The organism is Brevibacillus reuszeri (genome assembly GCF_002897295.1).
Classification (GTDB): domain Bacteria; phylum Bacillota; class Bacilli; order Brevibacillales; family Brevibacillaceae; genus Brevibacillus; species Brevibacillus reuszeri_A.
Map to the genome: position 1 here is coordinate 62,765 of NZ_BEXF01000004.1, position 17,672 is coordinate 80,436.

At 48.4% G+C, this 17,672-nt stretch carries 16 protein-coding genes and 2 riboswitches; of the genes, 13 read left to right on the top strand and 3 right to left on the bottom strand.

The genetic code is table 11. The features are described 5' to 3' along the window. The first annotated feature begins 23 nt into the window (after window positions 1-23). The 3 genes from C3B52_RS07955 to C3B52_RS07965 all read left to right on the top strand — a co-directional run bounded on the left by C3B52_RS07955 (window position 24) and on the right by C3B52_RS07965 (window position 3,979). A complete protein-coding gene (locus C3B52_RS07955) occupies window positions 24-2,774 on the top strand; it encodes a CHASE3 domain-containing protein (RefSeq protein WP_103105549.1) in 2,751 nt (916 codons plus the stop codon). A 62-nt stretch (window positions 2,775-2,836) separates the two neighbouring features. Continuing rightward, on the top strand, window positions 2,837-3,664 hold the full coding sequence (locus tag C3B52_RS07960) for a CheR family methyltransferase (protein WP_103105847.1): 828 nt from the start codon (window positions 2,837-2,839) through the stop codon (window positions 3,662-3,664). Window positions 3,665-3,814: 150 nt separating this feature from the next. Then, a complete protein-coding gene (locus C3B52_RS07965) occupies window positions 3,815-3,979 on the top strand; it encodes a DUF1328 domain-containing protein (RefSeq protein WP_103105550.1) in 165 nt (54 codons plus the stop codon). Between the two features lie 133 nt (window positions 3,980-4,112). Here C3B52_RS07965 and C3B52_RS36340 read toward each other — a convergent pair whose 3' ends face one another. After that, window positions 4,113-4,265 carry a hypothetical protein gene (locus C3B52_RS36340; RefSeq protein ID WP_164684722.1) on the bottom strand — a complete coding sequence of 51 codons (153 nt, stop codon included), beginning with the start codon at window positions 4,263-4,265 and terminating at the stop codon, window positions 4,113-4,115. A gap of 74 nt (window positions 4,266-4,339) precedes the next feature. Beyond that, a complete protein-coding gene (locus C3B52_RS07970) occupies window positions 4,340-6,337 on the bottom strand; it encodes a serine hydrolase (RefSeq protein WP_103105551.1) in 1,998 nt (665 codons plus the stop codon). 258 nt (window positions 6,338-6,595) lie between these two features. Between C3B52_RS07970 and C3B52_RS07975 the strand changes: the two genes are divergently transcribed. Together C3B52_RS07975 and C3B52_RS07980 are read left to right on the top strand one after the other, a co-directional pair. Then, window positions 6,596-7,183 (top strand): sensor domain-containing protein, encoded by a 588-nt coding sequence (locus C3B52_RS07975; RefSeq protein ID WP_103105848.1) that lies wholly within the window; start codon window positions 6,596-6,598, stop codon window positions 7,181-7,183. A 4-nt stretch (window positions 7,184-7,187) separates the two neighbouring features. Next, complete coding sequence (locus C3B52_RS07980) at window positions 7,188-8,996, top strand: helix-turn-helix transcriptional regulator (protein WP_103105552.1); 1,809 nt, start codon at window positions 7,188-7,190, stop codon at window positions 8,994-8,996. Between the two features lie 50 nt (window positions 8,997-9,046). On the opposite strand, the gene C3B52_RS07985 is transcribed toward C3B52_RS07980, so the two are convergent. Further along, window positions 9,047-9,988, bottom strand: coding sequence for a helix-turn-helix transcriptional regulator (locus tag C3B52_RS07985; RefSeq protein ID WP_103105553.1), 942 nt, complete (start codon window positions 9,986-9,988; stop codon window positions 9,047-9,049). Between the two features lie 111 nt (window positions 9,989-10,099). On the opposite strand from C3B52_RS07985, the gene C3B52_RS07990 reads away from it, so the two are divergent. The 8 genes from C3B52_RS07990 (at window position 10,100) to gcvH (ending at window position 17,660) form a co-directional block, all read left to right on the top strand. Beyond that, complete coding sequence (locus C3B52_RS07990) at window positions 10,100-10,921, top strand: alpha/beta fold hydrolase (RefSeq protein ID WP_103105554.1); 822 nt, start codon at window positions 10,100-10,102, stop codon at window positions 10,919-10,921. 84 nt (window positions 10,922-11,005) lie between these two features. After that, window positions 11,006-11,111, top strand: a riboswitch (glycine riboswitch). Between the two features lie 171 nt (window positions 11,112-11,282). Beyond that, entirely contained in the window at window positions 11,283-11,621 is a 339-nt protein-coding gene (locus tag C3B52_RS07995; protein ID WP_103105555.1) for an iron-sulfur cluster biosynthesis family protein, read from the top strand. Between the two features lie 44 nt (window positions 11,622-11,665). Then, a complete protein-coding gene (lpdA, locus tag C3B52_RS08000; protein WP_103105556.1) occupies window positions 11,666-13,081 on the top strand; it encodes a dihydrolipoyl dehydrogenase in 1,416 nt (471 codons plus the stop codon). A gap of 34 nt (window positions 13,082-13,115) precedes the next feature. Then, window positions 13,116-13,219, top strand: a riboswitch (glycine riboswitch). A 204-nt stretch (window positions 13,220-13,423) separates the two neighbouring features. After that, window positions 13,424-14,674, top strand: coding sequence for a serine hydroxymethyltransferase (gene glyA / locus C3B52_RS08005; RefSeq protein WP_103105557.1), 1,251 nt, complete (start codon window positions 13,424-13,426; stop codon window positions 14,672-14,674). A gap of 15 nt (window positions 14,675-14,689) precedes the next feature. Then, window positions 14,690-15,208 carry a serine dehydratase beta chain gene (locus C3B52_RS08010; RefSeq protein ID WP_103105558.1) on the top strand — a complete coding sequence of 173 codons (519 nt, stop codon included), beginning with the start codon at window positions 14,690-14,692 and terminating at the stop codon, window positions 15,206-15,208. After that, window positions 15,209-16,081 carry an L-serine ammonia-lyase, iron-sulfur-dependent, subunit alpha gene (sdaAA, locus tag C3B52_RS08015; protein WP_103105559.1) on the top strand — a complete coding sequence of 291 codons (873 nt, stop codon included), beginning with the start codon at window positions 15,209-15,211 and terminating at the stop codon, window positions 16,079-16,081. Between the two features lie 22 nt (window positions 16,082-16,103). Continuing rightward, window positions 16,104-17,213, top strand: coding sequence for a glycine cleavage system aminomethyltransferase GcvT (gene gcvT, locus C3B52_RS08020; RefSeq protein WP_103105560.1), 1,110 nt, complete (start codon window positions 16,104-16,106; stop codon window positions 17,211-17,213). A 57-nt stretch (window positions 17,214-17,270) separates the two neighbouring features. Then, window positions 17,271-17,660 (top strand): glycine cleavage system protein GcvH, encoded by a 390-nt coding sequence (gene gcvH / locus C3B52_RS08025; protein WP_103105561.1) that lies wholly within the window; start codon window positions 17,271-17,273, stop codon window positions 17,658-17,660. Window positions 17,661-17,672: the final 12 nt, after the last annotated feature.

A 17,672-nucleotide genomic window follows, 5' to 3' on the forward strand; every position in this document is an offset into this window, starting at 1 on the left:
GCGTATGAAAGAAGGCGAGCTCGATGAAAGGTATTAATCTGAACATTCAGGCGAAAATTTTTATCGTGTACGTATTGATCGTGGCTTGTCTGGGCGTTTCCCTTCTTATCGTAAATCATGCGATGAAGGATTTGCAGGCTGAAATCGAGTTTATATCCAATCATGACATGACCGTACACGAGTTGACCAGTCAGGTACAAAAAAATGTGCTCGACATGGAAACAGGGATGCGCGGATATGTGATTACTGGGGATGAACAGTATCTGGAGCCCTATGAGATCGGAAGCCGCAGCTGGCAGGATAACTACAACAAGCTGTACACGATGCTCGCGGATAATCCGGGGCAACAGCGGAATCTGGAACAAATCCGCCCTTTGATTTTAAGCTGGGTGGCGAATACCGGAGAGTACGTCGTCCAGAAAAAGAAGGAAAACAACGCAGAAGCTCTACAGCATCATTTTGAACAAAATACAGGCAAAAAAACGATGGATCAGCTGCGGACGCAGCTTGATTCTTTTCTTGTAGATGAGAAGAGAGTGACAGCAGAGCGCATCGAGAGGCTGAATCAGAGCAATGAAAAGGTGCTCTATATTTGGTATGCGATTATCGGCTTCGTAACGATCATCACTTTTGCCTTGTCCCTCTATCTGTCCAGAACTATCGTCAGCACGATCAAGCAGGTCGTGAAAACGATTCGAGAGATAACCGATCCCTCATCCGATGTGGACCTGACAGCAAGGATTGAGGTGCAAACAAAAGACGAGCTGCAGGAGCTCGCTTTTGCGACGAATGATTTGCTCGGCAGTCTGGAGCGGCAGAGCTGGATACAGAAGAGCATGACGGAAATTTCTACGATCTATCAGGGCATAACGGATATTCATACGCTCACTAAAGCTTTTGTTGGCAGGCTTGCGCCAAAGCTCGGAGCGGCATACGGGGTCGTCTATCTACGGAAAAATCATAGCGCTGAGACGATCTTCATTCGCGTGGCAGACTATGCACTTGCGAATCAGGAGCATGCTGCGGACAGCTTTCGCTTGGGGGAAGGTCTAGTTGGTCAGTGTGCGGTGGATAAACGTATTTTTCTCATCGATCATTTGCCAGAAGATTATATCAAGGTCACCTCTGGATTAGGGCAAGCCTCACCTCGCCATTTAGTGGTCGCTCCGATCATGGTAGAAGGAAGAGTAGAGGCAGTCGTCGAGCTGGCTGCGTTTCAGCCGTTTGAAGCAGCGCACTTAACACTCTTGGATTTGCTGCAGGAGAAGTTTGGACAATCGATCGTCAGCGTTATGGGAAGGATGGAAGTGGAGCGCTTGCTTAGCGAGTCTCAAGTGATGACCGAAGAGCTGCAGACACAGTCCGAGGAGCTGCAGACTCAATCGGAAGAACTGCAGATGCAGCAAGAGCAGCTGCGCATGACCAATGAATTTTTGGAAGAACAAAATCTTTTTGCGCAGCAGAGGGCAGCTGAACTGCAAAAAGCAAAGGATGAGCTGGCAGAATACGCGCGCAAGCTGCAGGAGAGCTCGCAGTACAAGACTGATTTTCTGGCGAACATGTCCCATGAGCTGCGCACGCCGCTGAACAGCATTTTGATCCTGTCACAAATGCTCATGGAAAACAGTCAGTCAGAAACGGACGAGGCGGAAGTGGAAGAGTACTCCCGGGTCATTAATACAGCGGGGCAAGACTTACTTCGCCTCATTGACGATATTCTTGATTTATCCAAAATCGAGGCTGGGAAAATTGAGATCATGACAGATGAAGTCAACGTCTCGGAAATCCCGCAGCTGATGCAAAGCATGTTTGAACCAGTAACTTCGACAAAGCAGCTGGACTTTGAAGTGCACGTCCATCCAGACACACCCGATCTTATTTTGACGGATGGGCAACGGCTGCATCAAATATTGAAAAACCTGTTGTCAAATGCATGTAAATTCACCGAACAGGGAAGTGTGACACTGCGGATAGGACCAGCGAATTCGTTGCGTGTTCAGGAGCTGCTTCCTGACCTGAAAGAAGAGACGGTATTAGAATTTTCAGTGATAGATACAGGAATCGGAATCCCGTGCGACAAACAGGAGCTCATCTTCGAAGCGTTCCAGCAGGTCGATGGCACGACCAATAGACAGTACGGTGGGACCGGACTTGGACTATCGATTTGCCGTGAGTTTACACGCCTATTGGGTGGAGCTATCGTGGTTGAGAGCGAACCGAATAAAGGAAGTACGTTTACTTTGTACCTTCCAAGCAAACGGGACGAGGCTACTCCAGATGGACAAGATACGGGACTTCTGGCGACAGACGAAGTGGCAGCAACCGGAAGTATGGTCGCTTCGGAACAAGAGAATGCGAGCTGGTTGGATATGGTCACACCTGCTCCAGAAGAAAAGCTCTTCCAGGGAAAGCGTGTACTGCTAGTCGATGACGATGCCAGAAATGTGTATGCGCTCGTTACCGCACTGGAACGAAAAGGAGTCTCGGTAGAGGTAGCAGAGAATGGCAGAGAGGCATTGGAGAAGCTGCAGGGTTCTTGGGAGTACGATCTAGTCCTGATGGATATTATGATGCCGGTCATGGATGGCTATGAAGCGATGAAGATCATACGTGAGGAGCTGGGGCTAGACCAGTTGCCTATCATCGCGCTGACTGCCAAAGCGATGAAGCACGAAAGAGAAAAATGCTTGGAAACCGGTGCTTCCGATTATATTATGAAGCCATTAAATATAGACCAGCTGTTCTCGCTCATGCGGGTGTGGCTGACGAAATAGAAGTAGGTGAACTCGAAATGGACACTCCATTACCAGACCTATCCACCGATTCTTTGACAGCTATGGAGAATGTGGTTCACGACGAGCGGCAACAAATAGAAATCAACCTGCTCTTGGAAGGTCTTTATCAAATGTACGGCTACGATTTTCGCGGTTATGTGCGTGCATCGCTGCGCAGGCGAATCGTAAATCGGATGATAGCGGAGGGACTTCCCACAATCACAGCATTATTGGAAAAGGTGCTGCATGAGCAAGGAGCTTTGGAACGATTACTGAACGACTTATCCATTCGCCTGACAGAAATGTTTCGAGATCCAAGCTTTTTCATCGCCTTCCGTAAAGAAGTAGTGCCCATACTACGGAAACTGCCTGAAATTCGAATATGGCATGCTGGCTGTGCAACGGGGGAAGAGGTTTACTCCATGGCGATCCTGATGTTGGAGGAGGGATTGGCCCACAAGACGAGGATTTATGGAACGGACATGAATGAAAAGGCGATTGAGGCTGCGCAGAAAGGAGCATTTCCCTTAAAGAAAATGCAGCAGTATACGAAAAATTACTTGGACGCCGGGGGAACGAAGGCCTTTTCCGAATATTACGCCACCGACCATCGCTTTGCCTATTTTCGCCCCAGTATGAGTGAGAATCTCGTGTTCGCTCAGCATAACCTGGTGACGGATGGCTCTCTGAATGAGTTTCATGTGATCCTGTGCCGCAATGTCCTGATTTATTTCGATCAAGAGTTGCAGCATCATGTCCATCGGTTGATTTACGGGAGCTTGGCTGACGGGGGCTTTTTAGGGCTAGGGAGTAAGGAGTCGATTCTATTTGTGCCGGATGGCCTTCCCTACACCGATTTCAATCCACAGGAAAAAATCTACAGGAAATAAAGCATTTCTATGAAAATGAGGACCGCCACGCTTGCAGATGAAACAGATCGCTTTCGTGGCGGTTCTTTTTGTTTCAACCGCAAGAAAAGTGGTTAATAATGAGCAGGAACGATTATACAAGAGGAAACAAACCAGGAAAGGGTGATCCACATGTTACGATGGTCTATGCTGTTTCTGATCATTGCCATTATTGCGGCGATATTCGGGTTTTCAGGGATTGTTTCGGCAGCGGTGGGTATCGCGAAATTCTTGTTCGTTGTTTTTTTGATCTTGTTCGTTCTGTCTCTCATCTTTGGGAAACGCAGCAGTTACTAGAAAATGATGAGGGTACTGGCGAGAATCCGTCTCCTCTAGGCGGATTCTTTTATTTTCACGAAGACAGGCTGCCGAGCATCTCGACAGCCTAAAATGGGGGAGAGAGTTTCCCATTCTTTTTTTCTTCGTATCTTTAATCTTTCAACTCGGTAATCACTTTTGAAGCACGCTTTTCATCTGGGGAAGGGAACATTTGATATTGATGCTGAAGCTCGATTTCCTTTTCATTTAATTCGCTTGTCGTTTTTTGTTCAGCTTGTCCGTTGTGTTTATCGCTATTTTCCACGACCAGTCACCTCCCTCAAAGGAGTAGGGTATACAACAACTCCCTACTTTATCCCAAAAAGAGGAAAATGCTTTTTATTGTTTAATCGGCAGCGAATAGTAGCCAAACGCTAAATCCAGCAATGCGCTGGCTTCTTGGCGCTTCAGTAAATCTTTTGCACGGAATGTGAAAGAGCCATCTGCGTTTACCTTTGTATCAGGATCAACGATGCCTTGTGAAACAAGTGCAGTGATCGAATCTGCTGCCCATGTGTCAGCTGTGTCTTGCAGCGTCACTTTGCTGGTTGCCACAGGCTCAAGCTGCTTCAAGTTTTGAATCATGACAGCAGCGACTTGTCTTGTGATTGGTGCCTGTGGGTTCAAAGTAGGGATACCCGTGGCCAATTGCTGTCTAAGCCCGTCTTCACTCCCAGCCATTACGTAATGGCCTTCGGCTTTGATCAGGGCGTCAGCAAATTCGCCTTGTGTCATGGTCCCTGCAGGATCAAATTTACTTCCTGATTTCGCTCCCATAATGGAAAAGGCGCTGAGGTTGTTGATATGGGTCTTATAGCTGCTAGTGTTAGGGACGTCTGAGTAGGTCTTTTCCATTTCCATTTTTTGTGATTCGCCAGCAAGGTTAACGCCTTTTTCCGTTGTATAATAGAAGTATTTGATGTTACCGTTTTTGTCTTCCTTGAACGCGATTTTTTCGCCTTCCTCATCTACAAATAGCAATGGGTGAATCATTCGCAGCTTTTGTTTTCCGGTTGCCTCACTCTCAAGCACGAGTGATCCATTCTCATAGGTAATAGAATTGCGTGTCCAATAGGCACGCGTATTTTGATACAGCCCGAAATATTTTTGCGCATCCGCTTCGCTCAAGGGCAAGTAAACAGGCTCAGCTTTTTTTTCTGTTTCTGGGAAATAATGATCCATGAATTCTTTGTAAATATCAGCGCTAACCATTGAATCATTGTTGTAGGACATGAAAAAGCCGGTTCTATGTTCCGGGATCAATACCATTAGGGAAGAATGGCCTGGCATGTTTCCGCCCTTCAAAACAACGTGCTGACCATTTGTATACTCTGGAAAATAGTTTTCAAAGCCTACGGTTGTGATCGGGATGTCATCCGCGAAAATCTGGTGCGTATGCATCAAATCCAAGCTTTTCTGGCTGACGATTTCTTTGCCGTCAAATTTTCCGTTTTGCAGCTGCATGATCATGTACTTTGCCATGTCTTCTGCTGTTGATATAATGCTTCCCTGCGGACCATCAGTTGGAGCGTGTCCTTCTAGCGGACGTTGCTCGCCAGTATTATAGTAATTGGCAGCCATTCTCTTCATGAGCTCAGGCTTCAAACGTACACTGGTCGAGGCCATTCCGAGAGGCTTGAACACTTTTTCATCCATATACTGGGCAAAGGGGATACCACTTGCTTTTTCCACGGCGTAGCCAGCGAGTAAGAATCCTGTATTATCATACGTATAGACTTCGCCAGGTGGTCGGATGACGGTCGGCAAGTGCTTTGGAAGGAATTCATCCATAGAGATGTCCTGCCCGATGTATTGTGGACCGGTAAAGGTAGTTTCGTCCGGCAATTCGAAGCCGGGTGTGTAGGTGAGCAAGTCGTACATGGTGACAGGTTTTCCTGTCTTATTAGGAATTTTTAGTCCACCGAGATATTCCTCTATATTGCGATGCAGGTCAATTTTACCCGCATCGACTTGCTGCATAGCAGCCAAGGCGGTAAAGGTTTTCGATACTGAGCCAATTTGGAACACCGTGTCTTTATCAACAGGGATTTTCTTTTCCTTGTCAGCAAAGCCGTAGCCTTTGTTCACGATGACTTTGCCATCACGGACGACAACAAAGCTGGAACCAGCCACATTGTATTCTTTCATTTTTTCTGCAAACAGTGGATCGGCAAATGCTTCTATTTCTTTGGCATCCATCGGTCCTTTTATGCTGGTTTCAGTAATGGAAGCAGTCTGTTTTGATTCCACAGCACCAAGCGGCTGCGTGCATGCGGCAATCAAGGTCGTGGAGAGAAGAAAAACGACTAGACTCATTTTTTGTATCACTTTTTTCATGTGCGATTCTCCTTTTGGTGTGGTACACGTTTTGGCGCATCGATTCCTAGGGGTAGCGCTTGAGCACAGTATGGCAAAGCTCGTGTCATACTCGGTAGTTACTTCCTGTCATTATTTTTCCGAATTACAAAAAAGCTGCTGTCTTTGGATGTCATATGACATTTTGGCACTGGCTCATGTGACGCGCGGCGGATTACGGTAAGGGCAGACCGTCATCATCGTGTCGGAAAAGGTATAGACAGGAGAGATTTGGCTTTGTTGAAAAGAGCGATCATGAGAAACGTGCAAAATTTTATCTTCTTGCTGTTTACATTTGCTTCGGGTGTGTTTTACTTTTGTTTTTATTTGAGTGGGATTGCGCTTGGCTTGGCATTGTCATTTACCGTAGTGGGAATTCCATTGCTCACCAATGTGCTGCGTACAACCCAAGCTTTTGTCCAGCATGAACGTATTCAGACGAAGATTTACACCGATATTTCTATTGAGCCGTTGGCAGCTAGACAAAGAGCAGAGGGAAATCAATGGATACAGGCAAAGGTGGAATTAACGAATGGAGAAAATTGGATATCGGTTTATTGGCTGATGCAGAAATTCATCCTAGGGTGCATTTGTCTGGTGATCGGAGTGCTCATCTACATTGGACCTGTTTTGTGTGCGTTTGTACCGTTACTCTATCCGCATTTGGAGTTATATTTTTTTGGGATTCCTGTGGATTCAGAGCTGAGGGCATTGCAAATTATGGCTGTGGGATTCATACTCATGATCGGGTGCTCCAAGATTGGGAACGGACTCGTACAGATCATTGGTGGGTACACGCGCTTGATGTTCAAAGCAATTAGGAGATGATGGTTTGTTAGATATCGTAAAACAATGGGCCTGGTATGACTGGGTGATGTTTTTTATACGACTGTTCATTTGCTCTTCACTCACCATTACGACTATACAATTTGAAAATTATCTTACTCTGCCCTTATGGATCGTTGTACTCTGGGGAATTATGGCTTTTTCCATCCCGTGGATCTGTTTAATGCTGAGCTACCGCTACTACCTGATTGCAGAAATGCTCCTGTTTGGCGGACTATCTCTTTATCTCACGTCTTTGTTTCCGGAGGCGTACCTTACGTTTTTGACACCAGCTTTTTTGATTGCCGCCAATAGTGCGGAGAAATCATATCGCTGGTCTGCTCCGATTACGATTGGTTTACTTCCGCTGCTGATGATGCTGTTTTCGCGGGAAATAGATGTGTGGGGGATTTCTCTGCAAGTCGGGCTAGCTTATTTGATCGGATTTGCCTTTCATTTGCTCATCGTCAATCATCGGCAAAATGAAATAATCCGCAAGCAAAATAGTGTGTTGGAGCAGTACCTCACTCAAATTGAGAGAGTGACGCTGCTGGAGGAGCGAAATCGGCTTTCCAAGGACCTGCATGACACGATGGGGCATTCCTATACCTCGATTATCATGGGGCTGGAAACCTTGCGGCCGGAGGTGGCGTCGCAGGAAGGGGAGCAAAAGCTCGAATCTCTCATGAAGCTTGCTCGAAAAAGCATGGAGGAAGTGCGAGGGTACTTGCATCAGATGGAGTCACCACAAGAGACGCTTCCCTTGGTCCATACGCTGAGGCAGGTTGCGGAAGAATTTCAGACACATGCAAAGGTAAATGTACGGTTTCGTGCAATCGGAGAAGAGTATCCGGTCGGGAAGCAGGTGAAAATGACCTTATTTCGTTGCTTGCAGGAATCTTTGACGAACGCGGTACGCCACGGACAAGCAACGGACATCGTCGTTTCATTGCATTTTGAACCGCAACAGACGAGGCTGGAAGTACAGGATAACGGTCACGGGGTAGAAAACTGGAAGGATGGCTTCGGGATCACGGCGATGAGAGAGAGAGCCGCTCATTTGCAAGGAAGAGTATCGGTATACTCGGAACGGGGAGAAGGAACTCTCGTTACCTGCTTTGTGCCGAGGCTGATAGAGAGCGCCGATGAAATTATTCGTTTATTTATTGTTGATGACCACTCGTTCATTCGGGAAAGCTTGCGCACCATACTGGAGAGTCAGCGGGATCTGCAGGTTGTCGGGATGGCCGAGGATGGGGCACAGGCTCTCGAGCTGTGCGAGGAGCTGGAACCAGACCTCGTGCTGATGGACCTCGAAATGCCGAATATGGATGGGATCACTGCGACTAAACGGCTGAAGGAAAAATGGCCAGATATTCGTGTCCTCGTCCTGTCTACGTTTCAGGATACCGAAAAAGCCAAGGAAATCATGCGCAGTGGCGCAGACGGCTATCTGTTGAAATCGATTGAATCACGCGAGCTTGCGGAAACGATTCGCCTCGTTCATCGCGGTGGTACGATGATTGCACAGGACCTGTTTCATAAAATGCTGGATGCACAGCCAGTAAACGAGCAGGAAGAGTTGCTCGTTGCATCACAAATAAGCGGAAAAGATGATAATTTTTATGGGTTAACGAAGCGGGAGCGGGAGATTTTGCAGATGCTTTCCCAAGGCATGCGCTATAAAACGATCGCAGCCAAGCTGTATTTGTCAGACGGGACAGTACGTAATTATGCCTCAGCTCTGTATGACAAGCTCGGTGTGCGGAATCGGGATGATGCGATACAAAAAGCGCAAGAGGAAGGACTGCTGTAGCCTGTTACATGCATTAGCCAGGGAGTGTTGGCCCTGGCTTTTTGCTTTGTTCAAGAAAACGAATAGTGACACGAGAGCTCAGTTAAGTAGCTTTTCATGCAGTCCAAAAGCTCTGGCGGATGCTTTACCGTTACGTCTTTTCCCACGCCGATGAAGAACTTGGCAAAATAAAGCACGTCTTTCTTTGCTATGCTGCCTTCCAGCCAGCCGGTTCCATCCTCGCGAATATGGAGCTGGGTTACAAGACCGGGCTCTGCCTCGCAAGCCTGTACGCCCGCTTTATTCAGCTCTGCAAAAAGCGCGAGCTGCTCCTCGATCGGATGGCTGGGACTGTTGCCAAGGTGCATATGCCATAAATCTCTCGGCTTTGTGGCGGATGGAACCGCAGAATGGATGCGGTCACAGCGAAATACGCGAATATCATCGTTTTGGAAGCAATAAGCGCGACAGTACCACAGGCCATTTCTTGTATAAATGCCAATCGGCTGTATATGGCGATCAGCCCGTTTATCTCTGGATTCGTAATCGATGCGGAGCACATTTTGCAGGATCGCGGCGTCAAGGAGGACGGGTAAATACGGTGAACTGGCTTGTCTGGTCGGAGTAATGAAATCAACACGGTTTTTCATCTGCTCTATCCGATCGCGGACGTCCTGTGACATAAACTGAGTAAACTTTTTCAAGACCGAAGAAGCTTCAGCCGAAAAAGGCAGCGAGGAATAGTGGCGAAGGGCATGAATGGCAAAAAAGATAGCAACGGCTTCTTCCTCGGAGAAAGCAATAGGCGGCAAGATTCTTTCCTTTAGCACTTGGTAGCCACCATGTGGACCGACTTTCGAATACAGAGGCACACCAAGCTCGCTCAGCTCCTGCAAATCTCGCAGGATCGTTCGCGTGGATACGCCAAACTCCTGGGCAAGCTGCTTGACGGTGAATTTCCGTTTGCGATTGACGGTCAGCATTAATTCCAGCAGTCTCTTGGATTTAGACATGGATATTCTGTACTCCCGTTTTTAATTATGACATGATCTGTCACTATTGTCTGGTAGAGTGAAGGGGAAAGCAAGTCATTTACGATTCAGAAGAAAAAAGGAGGAAATGACATGTCTCATTCCACGGACAATCATTTGGCGACAAGAAAATTTTTTCAATCAGGTGATATCAAGCTTTCTTACCTCGACTATGGGGGAGAAAGTCCAAATGTACTGCTCCTGCTGCACGGACATATGAATGATGCCCGCACCTTTTCCACATTCGCCGCAGCTTTCCAAAAAGATTGGCGAGTGATTGGGTTGGATCAACGCGGTCATGGCTGGAGCGAGCATCCGCCGGAAAAGGATTACACAAGGGAGAGCTACGTCAATGATATCCTGAACCTGGTTCGTTCAGAGCTGGGCGGTCAATCAGTGACGATCGTGGGGCATTCCTTGGGCGGAGTCAATGCATACCAGTTTGCTGCACGCTACCCTGAATTGGTCAAAGCCGTTATTGTGGAGGACGTTGGCACAGAAATTTTTGCTGATTTATCTTTCACAGAGCAGCTCCCCGAACGTTCTGCAACGCTAAATGAACTGAGGGCATCGCTTGAACGTGTAGGTGTGAGAGCCATCGATTATTTTTCTGAAAGTGTATTTGAGGATAAAAAAGGATGGGGGTTTCGCACTGATTTAAAAGGAATGAAAATCTCGCAGCAAAACATCAATGGCAGCTGGTGGGAAGACTGGCTTTCCTCTACGTGCCCAATCTTGCTGATTCATGGCAAAAAGAGCTTTATCTTAGACGCAAACCAGGCAGAGCTGATGGTATCGCGAAGACCAAACACAAAGCTTGAAACGTTTGAGCAATGCGGTCATGGGGTTCATTCTGATGATCCTGAAGGTTTTTATCGGGTGGTAAAAGCGTTTCTGGATGAACAGGTTGACTGAATAATATTTTTTTTCAGAATTGACATTGATAAGATGGATGTGATTTACTTAATGAAAAGTTATCCATCAATTGAATAGCGGCGGATGATGATTGTAGGAGAGACTAAACAGACAGGTTTAGCACCGAAGGAGCAAGTCCCATAAAACCCTTGGGATCAATCTCTCAGGTACCAGATACTACAATCGGACGCACCTCTGGAGAGCGCTTGAAAAAGCCACCCAAGGGGAATACTTCGGGCTAGTCGGACTGAAGTTAAACTCTCAGGTAAAAAGGACAGAGGAAAGGTAGAGTATCGTCACTCTATCTTTCCCCTGTCCTTTTTTGGTGTTCGCAAAAAAGGTTTAAGTGGAGGATGGCGGGATGGGAAAGGAGGCAGGGAACGAGAACATGGAGCTTACGGTGAAGGATGCTGCTCGCAGTGAACTCAGCAAGCTCAGCTTTCCACAGGACACTGCTCTGCGGATAGACGTAGTGATGTCGGGAGATTGTGGATGTGCTTTTTCCGTCCAGCTGGCGGTTGATGAGCTGAGAAAAAACGATACGCTGGTCTACCTGAACAAGATTCCGTTCTGCATGGATCTTTTGACGAAGCGCAATCTGGGTGACGTATTGACGCTTGACTACAATCCGGACCAAGGCTTTGCGCTGTCGAGTCCAGAGGAATTGTTTTCAGATCGGCTGCGCATTCGCACAAGCTGATCATACAAAGCGCGTAATTAGAGAGAAAAAAGTGGGGGAAAACCATGGCAGAGAACGGAGTAGTGGAGCAGCTTGATGTCCTGGTCATTGGCTCTGGTCCAGGGGGATATGTCGCAGCGATTCGAGCGGCTCAATTAGGCAAGCAAGTAGCGATTGTGGAAAAAGAAGAGGTGGTCGGCGGCGTTTGTTTAAATAAAGGCTGTATTCCTTCCAAGGCGCTCATTTCGGTAGCACATCAGTACGAAGCGACTACTCATTCCCAGGAGATCGGGTTGCAGGTAGCGGGAGTCAGCGTCGACTTTGCCAAAGTACAGGATTGGAAGCAAAGTGTGATCGATAAACTAACGGGTGGCGTCAAATCGCTGCTCAAAGGAAACAAGGTCCAGCGAATCCAGGGCGAAGCGAAGCTCGTGGGGAATGATCTGGTCCAGGTGACAAACGGAGAGGAAACGAGTCTTTACCGCTTTTCACATTGTATCCTCGCTACTGGCTCCAGACCGATTGAGCTAAAAGCTTTCCCGTATGAGGGACGCATACTTTCTTCTACGGAAGCGCTTACGCTCACAGAAATTCCGAAAAGCCTGGTTGTGATCGGTGGAGGCTATATTGGAATCGAGCTGGGGCAAACGTATGCCAAGCTCGGTGCCAAAGTAACGATTCTAGAAGGATCGGACTCGATTTTGCCGGGGTTTGAGAAAGAAATGTCCCGCTTCGTAGGACGAAAGCTGAAGAAGCTGGGCGTAGAGGTGCATACCGGAGCGATCGCCAAAGAAGCGGAGCAAACAGTAGATGAAGTCACCATCACGTATGAAGTAAAAGGTGAGCTGCAGCAGATATCCGCACAATATTTGCTAATTACGGTAGGCAGACGTCCGAACATCGATCAGCTCGGACTTGAAGCGGTAAATATGAAGCTGACGGAACGTGGTTTCATCCAGGTCGATCAGCAGTGTAAAACGAGTGTACCTAACATTTATGCGATTGGTGATATCGTGGAGGGTCTGGCCTTGGCGCATAAAGCGTCATACGAAGGCAAAATCGCAGCAGAAGTCATTGCTGGTCTGGACAGCTCAGTCAGCTATAAAACAATACCCGCCGTCGTCTTCTCAGATCCGGAGATTGCAAGTGTCGGTCTGAATGAGACAGAAGCCAAAAGTCAGGGCTATACGGTTTCGATCGGGAAATTCCCGTATGCTGCAAATGGTCGGGCACTTTCTTTGAATGCGGGAGACGGATTTGTAAAAATCATCGGAGACAGCGCCACGGGTGCAATCCTGGGAGGACAAATTGTTGGACCAGAAGCATCCAACCTGATCGGAGAAATTGGTCTGGCGATTGAAAAAGGGCACCAGCTGCAAGACATTGCTCATACGATCCATGCACATCCAAGCTTGGGCGAAATCATCATGGAAGCGGCAGAAGGAGCACTTGGGCAAGGAATTCATCAGCTGAGCCGATAATCTTTGGCAAGAATGACAAAATTTCATATGGCGGATGATGATTGTAGGAGAGACCAGATGCTTTGACTGGCACCGAAGGAGCAAGTCCCAAAAACCCTTGGGATTAATCTCTCAGGTAAAGAGTACTACAATTGGACGCACCTCTGGAGAGCGCTTGAAAAAGCCACCCAAGGGGAACGCTTCGACAACAGCCTGATGTCATACACGCAGGAGCTCGCGACGAAGCTAAACTCTCAGGTAAAAAGGACAGAGGAAAGGTAGATTACACGTTAATCTATCTTTCCTTCGTCCTTTTTTTCTTAGGCAAAGCACGAGGAAAGGTAGCAAATAGGAGGAGCGTTCATGAGTTTGCAGGATCGTGACTTTGAAATTTTTTCGGCTATTGAGAACGAAAACAAGCGGCAGCATCGGACGCTGGAGCTGATCGCATCGGAAAACTTTGTCAGCGAAGAAGTCATGCAAGCGATGGGCTCAGTACTGACCAATAAATACGCAGAGGGCTACCCAGGCAAACGTTACTACGGTGGCTGCGAGCATGTAGATGTGGTTGAGCAGCTCGCGATTGATCGCATTTGCACCTTGTTTGGTGCCAAATACGCCAATGTGCAGCCTCACTCTGGCGCACAGGCGAATACAGCAGTCTTTTTCTCCCTGCTCCAGCCTGGCGATACGATCATGGGCATGAATCTTTCCCATGGAGGACACCTGACCCACGGAAGCCCGGTTAGTCTTTCGGGGAAATGGTTCAACGTAGTGGCTTACGGCGTGAGAGAAGACAGTCACTTGATCGATTATGACGAGGTAGAAGCGACAGCACTGCGCGAGCGTCCAAAGCTGATCATTGCCGGAGCAAGCGCCTACCCGCGCCAGATTGATTTTGCCAAATTCAAAGAGATCGCTGACAAAATCGGAGCCAAGTTCATGGTGGACATGGCACGTATCGCCGGTCTCGTGGCGGCAGACTTGCATCCGTCTCCTGTTCCGTACGCGGATGTAGTGACGAGCACGACACATAAAACATTGCGTGGTCCACGCGGCGGCATCATTTTGACCAATGACGAGGAAATTTACAAAGGCATCAACAAGGCTATTTTCCCTGGTATTCAGGGCGGTCCATTGATGCATGTAATCGCGGCAAAGGCAGTTTCCTTTAAAGAGGCACTGCAGCCGAGCTTTAAAACCTATGCAGAAAATGTTGTCAAAAATGCTTCCACATTGGCTGCTACCCTGCTCCAAGAAGGCGCTACGTTGGTGTCTGGCGGAACGGACAATCATCTCGTGCTTTTGGATGTACGCCCATGGGGATTAACGGGCAAGGAAGCGGAGGCTCTCTTGGAGGATGCAGGCATCACGGTTAACAAAAATACAATTCCGTACGAAACAGCCAGCCCTTTTGTGACGAGCGGTGTACGTATCGGTACGGCAGTTGTCACCACTCGCGGCATGAGAGAGCAGGAAATGCAAGTGATTGGAAGCGCAATCGCTACCGTGCTGAAGGCAAAAGGCAACGCTGCTGTCAGCGAACAGGTGCGTGAGCGAATCGGCAAGCTTTGCGAGGCTTATCCATTGTACGAAAAGATCGCAGTCCAGTAGGTAGGAGGCACAACCATGGTATACAATAGCTGCTTTGATATTATCGGTCCGATCATGGTAGGTCCGTCCAGCTCTCATACGGCGGGAGTGGTATCGATCGGAAAGTTTGTTTATGACTTTCTCGGAGGAGAACCGGAAGCAGTACAAATCATTTTCTACGATTCATTCTCGGAGACCTACAAAGGGCACGGAACGGATAAAGCAGTCATTGGCGGCTTGCTCGGAATGGAAACTGATGACAAGCGAATCAGGGATGCCATCGAGATCGCAGCAGAGCGCAGCGTTGCCTTTGCTTTTGTATGTGAAGGGGAGTGCCCTTATTACGATCATCCCAATACCGTTCTCATCACAGCGCGAAAAGAAAATGAATCGGTGGTCATCGGCGGAGTCTCGCTTGGAGGCGGAATCTCCAAAATCTTTCATATCAATGGATGCGCGGTCGATATTCCGTTGAACGCTGATTATGACTTGACTGAGATCAGGGTGCTGTATGAGGAGAAACCACGCTGTGCAGCGTACGTAGGGGGAGCGTAAATGAACTTCACATCAATGGTAGAGCTGCAAGAGGTTTGCGAAAGCAGCAAAAAGAGTATTGCCGAGGCGATGCTGGCTCGCGAAAGCAGCAAGTCGGGACAGTCGGAACAGGAAATCAGCGAAAAAATGAAGCTGCGTCTGGTCAGAATGAAGGAAGCGATCGACCAGGGAGTCATCGACCAAAGCCTTGCCCCGAGCGGTATTTCTGGTGGAGATGCGTACAAGATGGAGCGCTATCTGGAAAAAGGCGAGCAGCTCACGGGCAATCTTGTCGCCGATGCGATGAAATTCGCTTTTGCCACGTCCGAAATGAACGCGAGGATGGGGATTATTGTAGCGACGCCAACAGCTGGCTCAGCAGGAATTTTGCCAGGCTGCCTGTTCTCTCTCCATGAAAATCAAAAGTTCACGTTTGAGCATCTGGTCATGGGATTGTTTACGGCGAGCGCAATCGGATATGTGATTGCCAACCGTTCGTTTATCTCAGGTGCCGCGGGAGGCTGTCAGGCAGAGGTAGGATCAGCGACTGCTATGGCGGCGGCTGCCATCGTGGAGCTTAAGCAAGGGACGCCTCGCCAAGCGATCAATGCTGCAGCGATTGCGCTTAAATCCATGCTGGGTCTGGTGTGCGATCCGGTAGCAGGGCTGGTTGAGGTGCCGTGCATCAAGCGAAACGTCATCGGTTCATCCATCGCATTTTCCGCAGCGGATATTGCTTTGGCAGGGATTGAGAGCCAGGTGCCATGCGATGAGGTGATCGGCGCAATGTATGACATAGGCAGAAAAATGCCGCGGGCATTGCGGGAGACAGCACTTGGCGGTCTTGCCGTAACACCGACAGGAGCAGCGATTAAAGAACGCATCATGAAATAAAAGACTGGGGGAGAAAACCAGGATGGAAGCTTTAAAAAGAACGCCTTTGTTCCCGCTCTACGCCAATTATGGTGCCAAGGTGATTGATTTTGGCGGATGGGAGCTGCCTGTTCAATTTAGCAGCATTATCGAAGAGCATCATGCCGTGCGGACACTGGCTGGCTTGTTCGATGTATCCCACATGGGCGAAGTGACGATAGAAGGGCCAGACGCAACCGCTTGTGTCCAATATTTGATTACGAATGACATTTCGAAGCTGCAAATCAATCAGGCGGTATACGCTGCGCTGTGCTATCCCAACGGCGGCATCGTAGATGATTTGCTCGTCTACAAGCAGGCAGAGCAGAAGTATCTGCTCGTCATAAACGCATCCAACATCGACAAGGACGTGGACTGGATTTTATCCCATGCGATTGGCGATGTGACGATCGAAAACATAAGCAGCAAAACAGCGCAGCTGGCTCTGCAAGGCCCAATCGCAGAAAAGGTGCTGCAACGAATGACAGCAACTGACCTGTCCGAGATTGTCTACTTTACCTTCAGGGATGACGTAGACGTGGCTGGTATCAAAACGCTGGTTTCCCGTACTGGCTACACCGGTGAAGACGGCTTTGAGCTGTATCTGGATGCAGCGGATGCTCCCGCACTATGGGAAAAAATTCTCGAGGAAGGCAAAGCAGATGGCGTGGTTCCGTGCGGATTAGGTGCGAGAGACACGCTGCGCTTTGAAGCCAGACTTCCATTGTACGGACAGGAGCTCGGCCCAGAAATCAGCCCACTCGAAGCAGGCATCGGCTTTGCTGTAAAGCTGCAAAAGGAAGCGGACTTTATCGGCAAGGAAGCGCTGCAAAAGCAAAAAGAAGAGGGCGTATCCCGCAAGCTTGTCGGAATCGAGCTGATCGGACGCGGCATCCCGCGCAACGGCTATCCAGTCTATGCGGCAGATGCTGCGGAAAATGATGAAGCTATCGGCTATGTCACCTCGGGAACCCAATCGCCTACCTTGAAGAAAAATTTGGGTCTGGCCTTGATTAAAGCAGATTACGCGGCGATTGGAACCACACTCACCGTCGAAATTCGCGGCAAACGAATCGAAGCTGTTACGGTAAAGGCACCTTTTTATAAACGCTAAAGCAAGGCTGGCACAAAAAGATCAACCACTAGCAGATACATTGGAGGAGAACAAATCATGAGTAAAGTAGTCGAGAACTGGTTGTACAGCAAGGAACACGAGTGGGTAGAAGTATTGGGAGAAAATCGCGTACGTGTAGGGATTACTGATTTTGCCCAAAACCAGCTTGGTGATCTCGTTTTCGTAGAAATCCCGCAAGTAGGCGACGAAGTAACCGCTGACGACACGATGGGAACGGTTGAATCGGTAAAAGCGGTATCGGATCTGTTTTCCCCGGTAAGCGGAAAAGTCGTAGAAGTAAATGGAGAGCTCGAGGACAGTCCTGAGGTCATCAACTCCGATGCATACGGCCAAGGCTGGATGATCGTGATTGAGCTTTCCAATCCAGATGAGCTGTCCGGGCTGCTAACTGCAGGGCAATACGCAGCATTCGTTGAGGAGGAATAAAGGTGAATTATC